Below are 13,545 nucleotides of genomic sequence, written 5' to 3'. Positions count from 1 at the left end.
AGAGCCATGACCACCTATGTCTGGGACTACATCGCGGAGTACGAGGCGGAGCGCGAGGATCTGCTCGACGCGGTCGACACCGTCTTCCGGTCCGGCCAGCTGGTCCTGGGGGCGAGCGTGCGCGGCTTCGAGGAGGAGTTCGCGGCCTACCACGGCGCGGCGCACTGCGTGGGCGTCGACAACGGCACCAACGCCGTCAAGCTCGGCCTGGAGGCGCTGGGGGTGGGCCCCGGCGACGAGGTCATCACCGTGTCGAACACCGCCGCCCCCACCGTCGTGGCGATCCACGGCGCGGGCGCGACCCCGGTCTTCGTCGACATCCGCGCCTCGGACTATCTGATGGACACCGACCAGGTCGCCGCCGCCGTCACCCCCCGTACCAAGGCCCTGCTCCCGGTCCATCTGTACGGCCAGTGCGTCGACATGGCCCCGCTGCGGCGGATCGCCGAAGAGCACGGGCTGAAGATCCTGGAGGACTGCGCCCAGTCCCACGGCGCGCGTCACCACGGCGAGATCGCGGGCGCCATGGGCGACGCCGCCGCCTTCTCCTTCTACCCCACGAAGGTGCTGGGCGCGTACGGGGACGGCGGCGCGGTCGTCACCTCCGACCCGGACGTCGACGCGGCGCTGCGCCGGCTGCGCTACTACGGGATGGAGAAGGTCTACTACGTGGTCCAGACCCCGGGCCACAACTCGCGTCTCGACGAGGTGCAGGCCGAGATCCTGCGCCGCAAGCTCGGCCGGCTCGACGGCTATCTCGACCGGCGGCGCGCGGTGGCCCGGCGGTACGAGGAGGCGCTGGCCGATCTGACCGGGCCCGGCGGGCTCGTGCTCCCGTCCGTGAACGCGGGCAACGACCATGTGTACTACGTCTACGTGGTGCGCCATCCGCAGCGCGAGGCGATCATCGAGCGGCTCAAGTCGTACGGGATCTCGCTGAACATCAGCTATCCCTGGCCGGTGCACACGATGACCGGCTTCGAGCACCTCGGGTACGGAACGGGCTCGCTGCCCGTGACCGAGGAGCTGGCCCGGGAGATCTTCTCCCTGCCCATGTACCCCTCGCTGACGGCGGACACCCAGGACAAGGTGATCTCCGCGCTGCGGGACGTCGTCACCACGCTCTGACGTCCGGCACCCGACTCATGGACTCGGCCTTCGGTCGCCGGTCGGCCGGCGCCGAAGCGAGAGAGGACTCCGTCATGAAGGCTCTGGTTCTGTCCGGCGGGGCGGGAACGCGCCTGCGCCCGTTCAGCCATTCGATGCCCAAACAGCTCGTCCCGGTCGCCAACAGACCCGTGCTGGAACATGTCCTGGAGAACCTGCGGGAGCTGGCGGTCCGGGAGGTCGGCATCGTCGTCGGCGACTGGGCCGCGGAGATCTCCGAGACGATCGGCGACGGCTCGCGCTTCGGGATGCGGATCACCTACATACCCCAGCGGGAGCCGCTCGGGCTCGCGCACTGCGTGCGGATCGCCCAGCCCTTCCTGGGCGAGGACGACTTCGTGATGTATCTCGGGGACAACATCCTGCCCGAGGGCGTCGTCCGGGTCGCCGAGGAGTTCGCCGAGCACCGCCCGGACGCGCAGATCGTGGTGCACAAGGTGCTCGATCCCCGGGCCTTCGGCGTCGCCGAGCTGGCGGGCGACGGCTCGGTCGAGCGGCTGGTCGAGAAGCCCCTCCACCCCAAGAGCGATCTGGCCCTCATCGGGGTCTACTTCTTCACCGCCGCCATCCACCGCGCCGTGGCGGCCATCGAGCCCAGCGCCCGGGGCGAGCTGGAGATCACCACCGCGATCCAGTGGCTGGTCTCCGACGGGGCGCGGGTGCGGGCCACCGAGTACGAGGGCTACTGGCGCGACACCGGGCGCGCCGAGGAGCTGCTGGAGTGCAATCGGCAGCTGCTGACCGGGATGCGGCCCCTGATCGAGGGCCGGGTCGACGCGGCGAGCGAGGTGTCGGGCACGGTGGTGATCGAGAAGGGGGCGTGTGTGATCCGCTCCCGGATCGAGGGCCCGGCCGTGGTCGGCGCCGGCACGGTGATCGAGGAGAGCGTGATCGGCCCGGGCACCTCCGTCGGCCGCGGCTGCACGGTGCGCCGCACCCGGCTCGCCGACTCCATCGTGATGGACGGCGCGTCGATCACCTCGGTGCCCTCGCTGCGCTCCTCGCTCATCGGCCGCAACGCCGTCGTCGGCGCGGGCGCGAGCGGCGAGGACCACCACCGGCTGGTGGTGGGCGACGACAGCCGGATCGAGGTGGCGGCGTGAGGCTCCTCGTCACCGGCGGCGCCGGTTTCATCGGCTCGCACTACGTCCGTACGCTGCTGGACGGCGGCTACCCGGGGTACGAGGACGCCCGGGTGACCGTCGTGGACAGTCTGAGCTACGCGGGGAACCGCGACAATCTGCCCGACCGCCATCCGCGTCTGGAGTTCGTCCGGGGCGACATCTGCGACCTCCCGCTGCTGCTGGAGGTGCTGCCGGGGCACGACGCGGTGGTCCACTTCGCCGCGGAGTCCCATGTGGACCGCTCGGTGGAGTCGGCCTCCGTCTTCATCAGGACCAATGTGGGCGGCACCGAGACGCTGCTCGCCGCCTGTGTGGAGACGGGCGTGGAGCGGGTGGTCCATGTCTCCACCGACGAGGTGTACGGCTCCATCGAGCAGGGCTCCTGGACGGAGGAGTGGCCGCTGCTGCCCAACTCCCCCTACGCGGCCTCGAAGGCGGGCGCGGATCTGGTGGCCCGCTCCTACTGGCGCACCCACCGGCTCCCGGTGTCGATCACCCGCTGTTCGAACAACTACGGTCCGCACCAGCACCCGGAGAAGCTCTTCCCGCTCTTCATCACCAATCTGCTGGAGGGGACGCCGCTGCCGCTCTACGGCGACGGCCGCAACATCCGCGAGTGGCTGCATGTCGACGACCACTGCCGCGCCGTCCAGCTGGTGCTCGAAGGCGGCCGGCCCGGGGAGATCTACAACGTGGGCGGCGGCGAGGAGCTGTCCAATCTCACCGTCACCCGGCGACTGCTGGAGCTGTGCGGCGCCGACTCCTCGATGATCCGCCCGGTCGCCGACCGCAAGGGCCACGATCTGCGCTACTCGCTGGACAGCGGCAAGATCCGCGAGGAGCTGGGCTTCGTGCCCGCGATCGGCTTCGAGCGGGGGATCGCCGAGACCGTCGAGTGGTACCGGGCCAACCCCCAGTGGTGGAAGCCGGTGAAGCACCGCGGCGACGGCGGTCCGGGGGCGGTCTCATGACCACGGTCGCCCGCTCCGCCGCGCTGAGGTCCCGCGAGGACACCGATCTGCCCGGGCGTCTGGCCCGTTCCGCCGCGACGACCGGCGCGGGCGCGGAGCTGGTCACCCGGAATTTCCCGGCCTGGCTGGCCGAGCGCCGCCGGGCGCACCGGTTCCGGGTCGAGCGGATTCCCTTCGCGGATCTGCGGGGGTGGTCGTTCCGGGAGCCCGGCGGGAATCTGGGCCATCACAGCGGCCGTTTCTTCACGGTCGAGGGGCTGCGGGCCACGGTGGGGGAAGGCCCCTTCCGCCAGTGGCAGCAGCCGATCATCCATCAGCCCGAGGTCGGGATCCTGGGCATCCTCACCCGGGAGATCGACGGCGTACTGCACTTCCTGATGCAGGCCAAGATGGAGCCGGGGAACCGGAATCTGCTCCAGCTCTCCCCGACCGTGCAGGCCACCCGGAGCAACTACACCAAGGTGCACCGGGGCGCGGACGTGCGGTATCTGGAGTTCTTCACCGATCCGCGCCGGGGCCGGGTGCTCACCGACGTGCTCCAGTCCGAGCACGGCTCCTGGTTTCTGCGCAAGGCCAATCGGAACATGCTGGTGGAGGCGGTCGGCGAGGTGCCGCCGCACGAGGACTTCCGCTGGCTGACCCTCGGGCAGATCGGTGAGCTGCTGCGGCTGGACTCGGTCGTGAACATGGACGCGCGCACCGTTCTGGCGTGTCTGCCGGCGTTCTCGCCGGGCGGGGAGCGGAGCCGGGCGCTGCACTCGGACTCCGGGCTGCTCTCCTGGATCACCTCGCAGCGGTCCCGGCACGAGGTGCGGATCGAGAGCGTTCCGCTGGGCGAGGTGGAGGGCTGGCGCCGGGGCGAGTCCAGCATCGAGCGGGAGGACGGGCGGTTCTTCCGGGTGGTGGCCGTCGAGGTCGAGGCCGGCAATCGGGAGGTCTCCGGCTGGACGCAGCCGCTGCTGGAGCCGAGCGGGCTGGGCGTCACCGCCTTTCTCACCCGGCGGATCGGCGGCACTCCCCATCTGCTGGCGCACGCGCGGGTGGAGGGCGGTCTGCTCGATGTGCTGGAGCTGGCCCCGACCGTGCAGTGCGTGCCGGAGAACTACGCCCATCTCCCGGCGGACGCGCGCCCGCCGTTCCTGGACCAGGTGCTGGCCGCGGGCCCGGACCGGATCCGCTATTCGGCGGTCCACTCCGAGGAGGGCGGCCGGTTCCTCAACGCGGAGAGCCGCTATCTGGTCGTGGACTGCGGCGAGGACGTCCCCGCGGATCCGCCGCCGGGCCATCTGTGGCTCACCCCGGCGCAGCTCAGCTCGCTGGCCCGGCATGCCCGCTATGTCAATGTGCAGGCCCGCACCCTGCTGGCCTGCGTGAACGCCGGTGCGGTGGAGGGCCTTTAGCGGCCCGGCCGCCGGATCCCACCGCTCGTCGCCCCCATCCTCGCGTCATCCACTGTGAAGGAAGACCATGTACGGGAATGACTCCTCAGAGGTGTACGACCTTCTGCACCGGGCCCGCGGCAAGGACTTCGAGGCGGAGGCCGACGAGGTCGCGCGGCTGATCGCCGCCCGGCTGCCGGCGGCCTCCTCGCTGCTCGACGTGGCCTGCGGGACGGGTGCGCATCTGGTCCGGTTCGCCGAGCGGTATCAGCATGTCGCGGGTCTGGAGCTGTCCGAGCCGATGCTCGCGCTGGCGCGCTCCCGGCTGCCGGAGGTGACGTTCCACCAGGGCGACATGCGCACCTTCCGGCTGGGCCGGCGGTTCGACGCGGCGGTCTGCCTCTTCGGCTCGATCGGCTATGTGGACGGTCCGGAGGGGCTGAGCGCGACGCTGGAGCGGTTCGCGGAGCATCTGACGCCGGGCGGGGTGCTGGTCGTGGAGCCGTGGTGGACGCCCGAGGCCTTCACCCCGGGGCATGTGGCGGCCGATGTGGTGACCGTGGACGGCACCCGGATCGCGCGGGTGTCGCACGCCTCGCTCGACGGGACGGCGTCGCTGATGAACGTGCACTACGTGATCGCGCACGAGGAGACGGGGGTGCGTCACTTCTCGGAGGAGCACCGGTGCCAGCTGTTCACCCGTGAGCAGTACGACGACGCCTTCACCTCGGCGGGGTTCGCGGTGGAGCGGCTGGCGAGCCCGCTGTCCCACCGGGGGCTCCTGGTCGGGGTGCGCAAGTGAGGGGGGAACGGCCGCCGGAGGGCCCCGGGCGGGTCGTGGTGCTGGGCGGCACCGGTTTCGTGGGGCGCGGGCTCTGCGCGGACTTCGCCGCGCGGGGCTGGGACGTCCTGGCGGTGGCGCGGCGGGCGCCCGGGGGCTCCTTCCCGGCCCGGTTCCTCGGCATGGATCTGGCGGAGGTCTCGGGCGGGGAGCTGGCCGAGACGCTGGAGGACGAGCGGCCGGACGCGGTGGTCAACGCCACCGGTTCCATCTGGAGCCGCAACGACGCGGAGATGGACCGGATCTGCACGGTCCCGGCGCTGCGGCTGCTGGAGGCGCTGGGCAAGCTCTCCGGCCGTCCCCGGCTGGTCCATCTCGGCTCGGTGCTGGAGTACGGGCCGATCCGCCCGGGCGACACGGCGGGTCCCCGGCTGCGGCCGCGGCCCTCGTCCGCGTACGGGAGGGCGAAGCTGGCCGCCTCGCGGGCGGTGCTGGACGCCGCCGGGACCGGTTCGGTGGACGCCCTGGTGCTGCGGATCGCCAATGTGGCGGGCGCGGGCGCGCCGGAGGTGAGTCTGCTCGGCGCCGTCGCGCGGCAGCTGCTGGCGGGGGCGGCGGGCGGGGAGCCGGTGACGGTCGCCCTCGCGCCGCTGACCGCGCACCGCGACTACGTGGATGTGCGCGATGTGTGCGACGCGGTCGTGGCCGCGACCCGGTCGCGGGCGACGGGCACGGCGGTGGACATCGGCCGGGGCGAGGCGGTGCCGGTGCGGACCCTGGTCGAGCTGCTGATCGGGGTGAGCGGGGTGCCGGCGCGGATCGTGGAGACGCCGCCGGATCCCGGGCGGCCGCCGGAGGCCGAGTGGCTCCGGGTCGACCCCCGTCCGGCCCGGGAACTGCTCGGCTGGCGGCCCCGCCGGAGTCTGGCGGAGGCGGTCGCCGGTTTCTGGGAGGACGTCCGTGCGCGGACGGCCTGAGGGGCGTCGCGCCGGCGCGGTCGGCGCCGGCGCGGCGGCCGCTCACTCCGCCGGGACGGCGAATCCCCGCCGGTACCAGAGCAGCGGGGATTCGCCGCCGTCGGCGCGGAGTTCGGTGAGCCGTCCGATCAGCAGATCGTGGTCGCCCGCCCGGACCCGGTCGACGGTGCGGCAGCGGAACGCGGCGTGCGCGTCCGCCAGATGCGGGAGGGCCGTGCCGGGCCAGTCGGTGAAGGGCTGTCCGGCGAACCGGTCGATGCCGCTCGTGGCGAACCGGCGGGCCAGCTCCCGGTGGCGGTCGCCGAGGAGATTGATGACGAACCCGGGCGCGCGGGAGAGGGCCTTGAAGCAACTGGAGGTGTGGGAGATGCCGACGAGCACCAGCGGCGGGTCCAGCGAGACGGAGGCGACCGAGCTGGCGGTCAGCCCCCACCGCCGGCCGTTCTCGTCCCGTGTGGTGACGATCGCGAGCGCCGCCGGGAGGAGGGCGAGCGCGTCCTTGAACGCCTCGTCGCCGTCCAGGGGCCTGGCTTTGCGAACCGGTACGGTCATGGTGTACCCCTTCCTCGGGTCACACAGGTCACACGGGTCACACGGGGATCGGGCGCCGGCGGCGCGGGGCGCGGCGCGGGCGCCGGCGGCCCGTCCGGGGGCGGGCGGGCCGGTCCGGCCGGGCTCACCCGGCGGGGTCGGCGGCCCGCACGGCGTCGAGCGCGTCGAGCACGGCGCGCTGCTTGTGGTCCCGGTCCTGGGCGAGCCGGCGGTAGGTCCGGTCGCCGAAGAGCCGCTCGGCCTCCGCGCCGAGCGCCTCGACGGTCTCCTCCGTCATCCGCGGCCGGCCCAGCTCTGCCCAGGCGGTCTCCAGTCCGGGGCCGAGGTGGCTGAGCCAGCCGCGCAGCCCGCCCTCGCCGCCGCCGAGGTGGAACGCCTCGAAGGGGCCGACGGCCGCCCAGCGCAGCCCGATGGACCGGGTGACGACGGTGTCCAGCTCCTCCATGGTCACGACGCCCTCGCGGACGAGGTGGATGGACTCCTGGAGCAGCGCGGCCTGGAGGCGGTTGGCGACGAACCGGGGGACGGCCCGGCGGAGTTCGACCGGCGTCTTGCCGATCGAGCGGTAGAAGTCGGCGGCCTCCTCCAGGGTCTCGGGGGTGGTCTGCCCGCCGCCGACGAGCTCCACCAGCGGGACCAGATGGGGCGAGTTGAAGGGGTGCCCCACGACCAGCCGGGAGGAGTCCTTCATCTCGGCGCCCATCAGGTCCGGGAGCAGGGTGGAGGTGGAGGAGAGCAGGAGCGCGGTGGGCGGGGCCGCCTCGCCGATGATCCGGAACAGCTCCTGCTTCAGCGGGAGGTTCTCGGGGGCGTTCTCCTGGACCACGTCGACGCCGGAGACCGCGCGGGCGACGTCGGGTTCGAACTCCAGCCGCCGGGCCAGCTCCCGGGGGTCCCGGGGGCCGCCGGGGAGGGTGGGCGCGAAGGTGCGCAGCCCTTCGGCGACATGGCTCTCGGCGTCGGGGCGGCGGCTGTTGACCCGCACGGTCAGACCGTGCGCGAGGAACAGGGTGATCCAGCCGACGCCTATGGTCCCGGCTCCGACGACGGCCACGGTGGTCCGGCCAGTTGCGTTCATCGTACGGGTGGCCCCTTCCTGGTTCTCTTCATTTGGGTCCGATGGGCATTAATTCTGCTCGGGGCCGCTCGATTCGCACTCGATCTGTGCTCAAGAAGCACTCGATCCGGCCTGGAGTCAACGTGAAATTCAGATCCCTGGGTCCCTTTGAAATCACCACGGAGGACGGCAGGTCCCATATCCCGCCGACTCCGAAGGTCTGCCAGGTGCTGGCGCTTCTGCTGACCCGGCCGGAAGAGATAGTGCCGGTCGATCTCTTTATGGAGGAACTCTGGTCGGACAATCCGCCGCGCAGTGCGCTGACGACTCTTCAGACGTATATCTATCACTCCCGGAGAATGTTTGTGACCGAGGGTCTCGCCGATCCGGAGGAGACCGTCGTGGTCACCCGGAATCCGGGGTATCTCATCCGTCTCGCCGATCATCAGCTCGACGCCCATGAGTTCGAGAACATGGTGAAGACGGGCCGGCGGGCGGCGGACCAGGGGTTCTTGGAGATCGCCGAGCAGAAGCTGCGCCACGCCCTGGAGATGTGGCACGGCCCGGCGCTGGCGAACATCTCCACGGGCCGGGTGCTCAGCGGTTACGCGACCTATCTGGAGGAGCTGCGGATCCGTGCCGTGGAGCGGCACATCGAGGTCGCCAAGCGGCTGGGCCGGGACCGCGACCTCATTCCGGAACTGCGTTCGCTGATCCAGCAGTACCCGCTGAACGAGTGGTTCCACGCGCAGCTCATCGAGTCGCTGAACGTCTCGGGCCGCCGGGCCGAGGCGCTCCAGGCGTATCAGAGCCTGCGGCAGCTGCTCACGGACGAGCTGGGGCTCGATCCCTCGCCCGACGTCCAGCGGCTGCACCACGACGTGCTCAATCCGAGCCGGCGTCCCGAGCGGGCGGCCTGAGCCGCCGTCCCACGGCGCCCGGGCGCGCGCGCCCGGCCGGCCCGCGTTCCTCCCCGCACCGTAACGCGTTCACGCACCGTGTTCCGTTCCCGCACCGCGATTCGCTCACGCACCGTTTTTCCCGACAGCCGAGGAGAGCCCATGACTTCCACCCGTACCGAGGCGGAACTGTATGCACGGGTGCAGCAGTTCCACGCCGAACAGATGCAGGCGCTGGACGGCCGTGATTTCGAGGGGTACGCCGCCACCTTCACCGAGGACGGCGAGTTCCGGCACTCCCCCGGCCGGGAGCCGGCGCGGACCCGGGCCGGAATAGCGAAGGAGCTGACCGCATTCCATCGGGAGCGTTTCGGCGACGAGCCCGTACAGCGGCGGCACTGGTTCAACATGCTGAATGTGCGGACGCGTCCGGACGGCACGATCCTCGCGACGTACTACGTGCTGGCGCTGCTGACCCGGCCGGGCGAGCGGGTCCCGGAGATCGCGCCGAGCTGTGTCGTCCACGATGTGCTGATCGAACGGGAGGGCCGGCTGCTCACCCGCTCCCGCCGGGTCGAGCACGACCATCAGCCGAGCGCCTGAAAGCCGCCCCGCCCGTCCCCGCCGAGCCGACCGGAGAGAATTCCCATGCGTGCGGTACGAGTTCATGAGTACGGAAGTCCCGAGGTGCTGAAGGTCGAGGAGGTGCCGGTCCCGGAGCCGGGGCCGGGCCAGGTGCTGATCGCCGTGGAGGCGGTGAGCGTCGGCTTCGCCCAGACGCAGATGCGCAGAAACGAGTTCCCCGCGCCGATGTGGCGGCCCTCGTTCCCCATCGTCCTCGGCGGCGACGTCGTCGGCGAGGTGGCCGCCCTGGGCGCCGGGGTGAGCGGGGTCCGGATCGGCGACCGGGTCGGGGCGTTCACCCTGCACGGCGCGTACGCCGAGTACGCGGCGGTCGACGCGGAGACCCTGCTCCCGGTGCCCGCGGCGCTGGACGCGGCCCAGGCCACCGCGCTGCCCGCGCCGGGCCCGATCGCCATGGGGACGATGGGGACGGCGGGGCTGCGGGAGGGCGAGTCGGTCCTCGTCCACGCGGGCTCCGGCGGCATCGGCCATCTCGCCGTCCAGCTGGCCCGGCTCGCGGGCGCCGGCCAGGTGATCGCCACGGCGGGCTCGGCCGCGAAGTGCGCGTACATCGCCTCCCTGGGCGCGGACGCGGTCGTCGACTACAGCCGTGCCGACTGGCCGGACGCGGTGCGCGCGGCCACCGGCGGCCGGGGCGTCGACGTGATCCTCGACAGTGTGGGCGGCTCGGTGCTCCGGCAGGGTCTGGGGCTGCTCGCGCCCTTCGGGCGGCTGGTGTTCTACGGGTCGGCGGGCGGCGGGCGGGACATCCCCGGGATCTCCCCGATGGAGCTGATCGGGATGCGGTTCCTGACCGGCTTCGCACTGTCCGCCTGGCGGTCCGCGCGCCCGGAGCGCTATCGCGCGGACCACGACGACCTGGCCCGGTGGCTGCTGGACGGCACCGTACGGCAGACCGTGCACGCGACGCTGCCGCTGGAGGAGGTCGCCAAGGCCCACGAGATCATCGAGGACCGGGCCCAGATCGGGCGGATCGTGCTGCTCACCGGCCGCGCGCCCCGGGTCCCCGGGGAGCCGGCATGAGGGTGCTGATCGTCCCGGGGCCCAGTCCGGCGACCGTCTTCGGCCTCGCGCCGCTGGCGAACGCCCTGCGGCTGGCGGGCCACTCCGTGCTGCTGGCCACGACCTCGGAGCTGGCCCCGACCGTCACCGGCATCGGCCTGCCGGCCGTCGCGGTCACCGACCGGAGCTGGCAGAGCCTGATCGTCACCGACCGCGCCGGGGCGCCGGTGGAGCGGATGCCCCGCGGCACGGATCCCGAACGGCTGCACCACGGCGGCTGGTTCGGGCGGCTGGCCGCAGCGAGTCTGCCCGGCCTGCGGGAGACGGCGGCGGCCTGGCGGCCCTCCCTGGTCGTCGGCGGGAGCATGTCGTACGCGGCCGGGCTGCTCGCGGCGGAGCTGGGGGTGCCCTGCGTCCGCCAGAGCTGGGACCCGTACGACACCACGGGCGTCGACGCGTACGCCGCCGAGGAGCTGCGTCCCGAGCTGGACGCGCTCGGGCTCCCCGCGCTCCCCGGGCCCGCTCTCGCGGTCGACGTCTGTCCGCCGAGTCTGCGGCCGCCCGCCGCGCCCGCCGCGCTGGCGATGCGGTGGGTCCCGGGGAACGCCCAGCGGCCGCTGGAGCCGTGGATGTTCGCCCGGGGGGACCGGCCGCGGGTCTGTGTGACGTCGGGGAGCCGGGAGACCGAGGCCAATCAGGGCTTTCTGCTGCGGCTGGTGGAGGACCTCACCACGCTCGACGCGGAGATCGTGATCGCTGCCCCGGAGGAGGCCGCGGGCCGGCTCCGGGAGCGCTTCGGCGAGGTGCGCGTCGGCTGGATGCCGCTGGACGTGGTGGCCCCCACCTGCGATCTGGTGATCCACCACGGCGGCGGGGTCACCGGGCTGACCGCGCTGGTCGCGGGCGCGCCGCAGCTGCTGCTGCCGCGCTGGGACATCTTCGCGGAGTCGATGGGCCGGATGTCGGAGTCCGGGGCGGCCCGGGTGCTCTACCCCGAGGACGTCGCGGACGACACGCTCCTGAAGGCGTGCGGGGAGCTGCTCCACGATCCTGCGTACGGGGAGCGCGCCCGCGCCGTCGCCGCGGAGATCGCCTCGCTCCCGGCCCCGGCGGAGACGGCGAGGGCGCTGGAGTCGCTCGCGTCCGGCTGACGTACGGCGACAGGACGAAGGACGGCCGCGGGGCCCCGCGGCCGTCCTTCGTACGTCCGGTCGGAGTGTGCTCCGGATCAGCTCACGGAGGTGGTGCTGAACACGACGGGGCTCGCCGGGTCGGCGTAGCACTGGAAGGGGTCCCACTGGCCGTTGAGCGGGTGCTGCCGGTTCCAGCCGAAGGACCGGTGGGTGAAGCTGGTGCCGGCGGGACCGGCGGTGACGCTGCCCGGGTTGGCCGAGCGCAGGGTCACCACCAGGGTGGGTATGTCGAACTCGACGCCGCCCTGGATGGCGCCGGCGATGGACTTCACCACAAACTCGGAGCCGTTGCGGTCCACGTAGAACACGGCGGTGCCCAGGTTGCTGCCGCCGGTCAGGCTGTAGCTGAGGACCTGGGCGTTCGAGGAGACCTTGTAGGCGACCTCGACGTCCTTCAGCTGCTGGTTGTACTGGCCGGCCGCGGTGAGCGGCGCGGGGTTGAAGGTGATCTGGTAGTTGGTGTTCCGGGCGATCGACGTCGGCGCCGTCGTGCTGAAGCTGCGGGCGTAGTTGGCGATGGGAAACCAGGCGCCGTCGTAGCGGCTCTGGCACACATAGCCGACGCTGGAGGTGGTGGTGTTGGCGGCGGCGGCCCCGCCAGCGGTGGACGCGCCGGCGGTGGGGGCGGCGGCCAGGGTCGCGGCGGCCAGGCTCAGCGCGCCGGCCATGCTCATGGCCGCCCTCTTCTTGACGCTCTTTCGGCTCTTCACGTTGCGCATGTCTGTTCCTCTCCGGTGAGCGGGGCGCCCGAGGCCCTCTTGACCTGAGGGTCGGGTGCTGGTCTCGCCCACAGAGTGGCCGGTTCGACTCGAAGCGCATTCAAGCCACAATCAAACGGAATCCGGCTGCCTTGTTTCGGTGGCCGTCCGGGCCAGGCGGCCCGGGCCGCCGAGGACGTCCGCCCCGCGCGCGGGCGCTCTTTCGAGAATGCCTCGAACCCTGTTCGAGGCCCGGCGGCGATGCTCACAGGAGCCCGATCAGAGATCACACTCCTGGAGGCCCCCATGACTGAGGCGACCGGCCGCGTGGCCGTGGTCACCGGCGCGACGAGCGGCATCGGACTGGAGGTCGCCACCCGGCTCGCGGAGACCGGCCACCGCGTCTACATCTGCTCGCGCTCCTCCGAGCAGGTGGTCGAGACCGTCAAGGCGCTCCAGCACCGGGGTCTGGACGTCGACGGCCGAAGCTGCGACGTCACCGACCCGGATCAGATCGACGCCCTGGTCGCCGCCGCCGTGGAGCGCTACGGCCCGATCGACGTCCTGGTCAACAACGCCGGGCGGAGCGGCGGCGGCATCACCGCCGAGGTCGCCGACGAGCTGTGGCTGGATGTCATCAACACCAATCTGAACAGCGTCTTCCGGATGACCAAGGCGGTCCTGGGAGCCGGCGGAATGCAGGGCAAGGAGCGCGGACGGATCGTCAACATCGCCTCCACCGGCGGCAAGCAGGGCGTGCTGCACGGCGCGCCGTACTCGGCCTCCAAGCACGGCGTCGTCGGTCTGACCAAGGCGTGGGGTCTGGAGCTGGCCGCGACCGGGATCACCGTCAACGCGGTCTGCCCGGGCTTCGTCGAGACCCCGATGGCCGAGAAGGTCCGCGCCCACTACGCCGGCATCTGGGGCACCACCGAGGAGGAGGCCTTCGAGCGGGTCACCGCGCGGGTGCCGATGCGGCGGTACGTCGAGGTGCGCGAGGTCGCCGCGATGGTCGAGTACCTCGTCAGCGACGGGGCGGCGGCGGTCACCGCGCAGGCGCTCAACGTCTGCGGCGGTCTCGGCAACTACTGAACCGGCGC

14 protein-coding genes are annotated in these 13,545 nt (G+C 72.2%); 11 read left to right on the top strand and 3 right to left on the bottom strand.

The features are described 5' to 3' along the window. The first annotated feature begins 6 nt into the window (after positions 1-6). The 6 genes from ACF089_RS16610 to ACF089_RS16585 all read left to right on the top strand — a co-directional run bounded on the left by ACF089_RS16610 (position 7) and on the right by ACF089_RS16585 (position 6,399). Positions 7-1,128, top strand: a complete 1,122-nt coding sequence (locus ACF089_RS16610) for a DegT/DnrJ/EryC1/StrS family aminotransferase (RefSeq protein ID WP_392026692.1) — start codon at positions 7-9, stop codon at positions 1,126-1,128. A 74-nt stretch (positions 1,129-1,202) separates the two neighbouring features. After that, entirely contained in the window at positions 1,203-2,270 is a 1,068-nt protein-coding gene (locus tag ACF089_RS16605) for a glucose-1-phosphate thymidylyltransferase (protein WP_392026691.1), read from the top strand. Then, positions 2,267-3,262 (top strand): dTDP-glucose 4,6-dehydratase, encoded by a 996-nt coding sequence (gene rfbB / locus ACF089_RS16600; RefSeq protein WP_392026690.1) that lies wholly within the window; start codon positions 2,267-2,269, stop codon positions 3,260-3,262. The genes ACF089_RS16605 and rfbB overlap by 4 nt, the downstream gene beginning before the upstream one ends. Next, positions 3,259-4,662, top strand: a complete 1,404-nt coding sequence (locus tag ACF089_RS16595) for an NDP-hexose 2,3-dehydratase family protein (RefSeq protein WP_392026688.1) — start codon at positions 3,259-3,261, stop codon at positions 4,660-4,662. Before rfbB ends, ACF089_RS16595 begins: the two co-directional genes overlap by 4 nt. Before the next feature lie 67 nt (positions 4,663-4,729). Then, positions 4,730-5,443, top strand: coding sequence for a class I SAM-dependent methyltransferase (locus tag ACF089_RS16590; RefSeq protein WP_392026687.1), 714 nt, complete (start codon positions 4,730-4,732; stop codon positions 5,441-5,443). Continuing rightward, positions 5,440-6,399, top strand: a complete 960-nt coding sequence (locus ACF089_RS16585) for an NAD-dependent epimerase/dehydratase family protein (RefSeq protein ID WP_392026685.1) — start codon at positions 5,440-5,442, stop codon at positions 6,397-6,399. Before ACF089_RS16590 ends, ACF089_RS16585 begins: the two co-directional genes overlap by 4 nt. A gap of 42 nt (positions 6,400-6,441) precedes the next feature. Here ACF089_RS16585 and ACF089_RS16580 read toward each other — a convergent pair whose 3' ends face one another. Further along, positions 6,442-6,951 (bottom strand): flavin reductase family protein, encoded by a 510-nt coding sequence (locus ACF089_RS16580; protein ID WP_392026683.1) that lies wholly within the window; start codon positions 6,949-6,951, stop codon positions 6,442-6,444. A gap of 124 nt (positions 6,952-7,075) precedes the next feature. Next, complete coding sequence (locus ACF089_RS16575; protein WP_392026681.1) at positions 7,076-8,029, bottom strand: 3-hydroxyacyl-CoA dehydrogenase NAD-binding domain-containing protein; 954 nt, start codon at positions 8,027-8,029, stop codon at positions 7,076-7,078. 122 nt (positions 8,030-8,151) lie between these two features. Here ACF089_RS16575 and ACF089_RS16570 point away from each other — a divergent pair, with 122 nt between their 5' ends. The 4 genes from ACF089_RS16570 (at position 8,152) to ACF089_RS16555 (ending at position 11,705) form a co-directional block, all read left to right on the top strand. Next, positions 8,152-8,928, top strand: coding sequence for a BTAD domain-containing putative transcriptional regulator (locus tag ACF089_RS16570; RefSeq protein ID WP_392026680.1), 777 nt, complete (start codon positions 8,152-8,154; stop codon positions 8,926-8,928). A gap of 141 nt (positions 8,929-9,069) precedes the next feature. Further along, positions 9,070-9,510: a nuclear transport factor 2 family protein gene (locus ACF089_RS16565; protein ID WP_392026678.1), complete on the top strand. Its 441-nt coding sequence runs from the start codon at positions 9,070-9,072 to the stop codon at positions 9,508-9,510. A gap of 45 nt (positions 9,511-9,555) precedes the next feature. Beyond that, positions 9,556-10,575, top strand: coding sequence for a zinc-binding alcohol dehydrogenase family protein (locus tag ACF089_RS16560; protein WP_392026677.1), 1,020 nt, complete (start codon positions 9,556-9,558; stop codon positions 10,573-10,575). Next, positions 10,572-11,705 carry a nucleotide disphospho-sugar-binding domain-containing protein gene (locus ACF089_RS16555; RefSeq protein ID WP_392026676.1) on the top strand — a complete coding sequence of 378 codons (1,134 nt, stop codon included), beginning with the start codon at positions 10,572-10,574 and terminating at the stop codon, positions 11,703-11,705. The genes ACF089_RS16560 and ACF089_RS16555 overlap by 4 nt, the downstream gene beginning before the upstream one ends. 77 nt (positions 11,706-11,782) lie before the next feature. Here the strand turns inward: ACF089_RS16555 and ACF089_RS16550 are convergent, their stop codons facing one another. Next, positions 11,783-12,466, bottom strand: coding sequence for a hypothetical protein (locus ACF089_RS16550; RefSeq protein WP_392026675.1), 684 nt, complete (start codon positions 12,464-12,466; stop codon positions 11,783-11,785). A 285-nt stretch (positions 12,467-12,751) separates the two neighbouring features. On the opposite strand from ACF089_RS16550, the gene ACF089_RS16545 reads away from it, so the two are divergent. Further along, positions 12,752-13,537: an SDR family NAD(P)-dependent oxidoreductase gene (locus ACF089_RS16545; protein ID WP_392026673.1), complete on the top strand. Its 786-nt coding sequence runs from the start codon at positions 12,752-12,754 to the stop codon at positions 13,535-13,537. Positions 13,538-13,545: the final 8 nt, after the last annotated feature.

This window comes from Streptomyces sp. NPDC014894, from assembly GCF_043080985.1.
Lineage (GTDB): Bacteria > Actinomycetota > Actinomycetes > Streptomycetales > Streptomycetaceae > Streptomyces.
The sequence above is the reverse complement of the archived record's forward strand: the minus strand, read 5'-3'. Positions and strand labels throughout refer to the sequence as shown.

What these genes read in the sequence shown, in the direction of transcription:
- ACF089_RS16560 (WP_392026677.1), top strand. Translation starts at nt 9,556, where the DNA reads ATGCGTGCGGTACGAGTTCATGAGTACGGAAGTCCCGAGGTGCTGAAG.
- ACF089_RS16555 (WP_392026676.1), top strand. Translation starts at nt 10,572, where the DNA reads ATGAGGGTGCTGATCGTCCCGGGGCCCAGTCCGGCGACCGTCTTCGGC.
- ACF089_RS16610 (WP_392026692.1), top strand. Translation starts at nt 7, where the DNA reads ATGACCACCTATGTCTGGGACTACATCGCGGAGTACGAGGCGGAGCGC.
- ACF089_RS16550 (WP_392026675.1), bottom strand. Translation starts at nt 12,466, where the DNA reads ATGCGCAACGTGAAGAGCCGAAAGAGCGTCAAGAAGAGGGCGGCCATG.
- ACF089_RS16605 (WP_392026691.1), top strand. Translation starts at nt 1,203, where the DNA reads ATGAAGGCTCTGGTTCTGTCCGGCGGGGCGGGAACGCGCCTGCGCCCG.
- ACF089_RS16565 (WP_392026678.1), top strand. Translation starts at nt 9,070, where the DNA reads ATGACTTCCACCCGTACCGAGGCGGAACTGTATGCACGGGTGCAGCAG.
- ACF089_RS16595 (WP_392026688.1), top strand. Translation starts at nt 3,259, where the DNA reads ATGACCACGGTCGCCCGCTCCGCCGCGCTGAGGTCCCGCGAGGACACC.
- ACF089_RS16545 (WP_392026673.1), top strand. Translation starts at nt 12,752, where the DNA reads ATGACTGAGGCGACCGGCCGCGTGGCCGTGGTCACCGGCGCGACGAGC.
- ACF089_RS16580 (WP_392026683.1), bottom strand. Translation starts at nt 6,951, where the DNA reads ATGACCGTACCGGTTCGCAAAGCCAGGCCCCTGGACGGCGACGAGGCG.
- ACF089_RS16575 (WP_392026681.1), bottom strand. Translation starts at nt 8,029, where the DNA reads ATGAACGCAACTGGCCGGACCACCGTGGCCGTCGTCGGAGCCGGGACC.
- ACF089_RS16590 (WP_392026687.1), top strand. Translation starts at nt 4,730, where the DNA reads ATGTACGGGAATGACTCCTCAGAGGTGTACGACCTTCTGCACCGGGCC.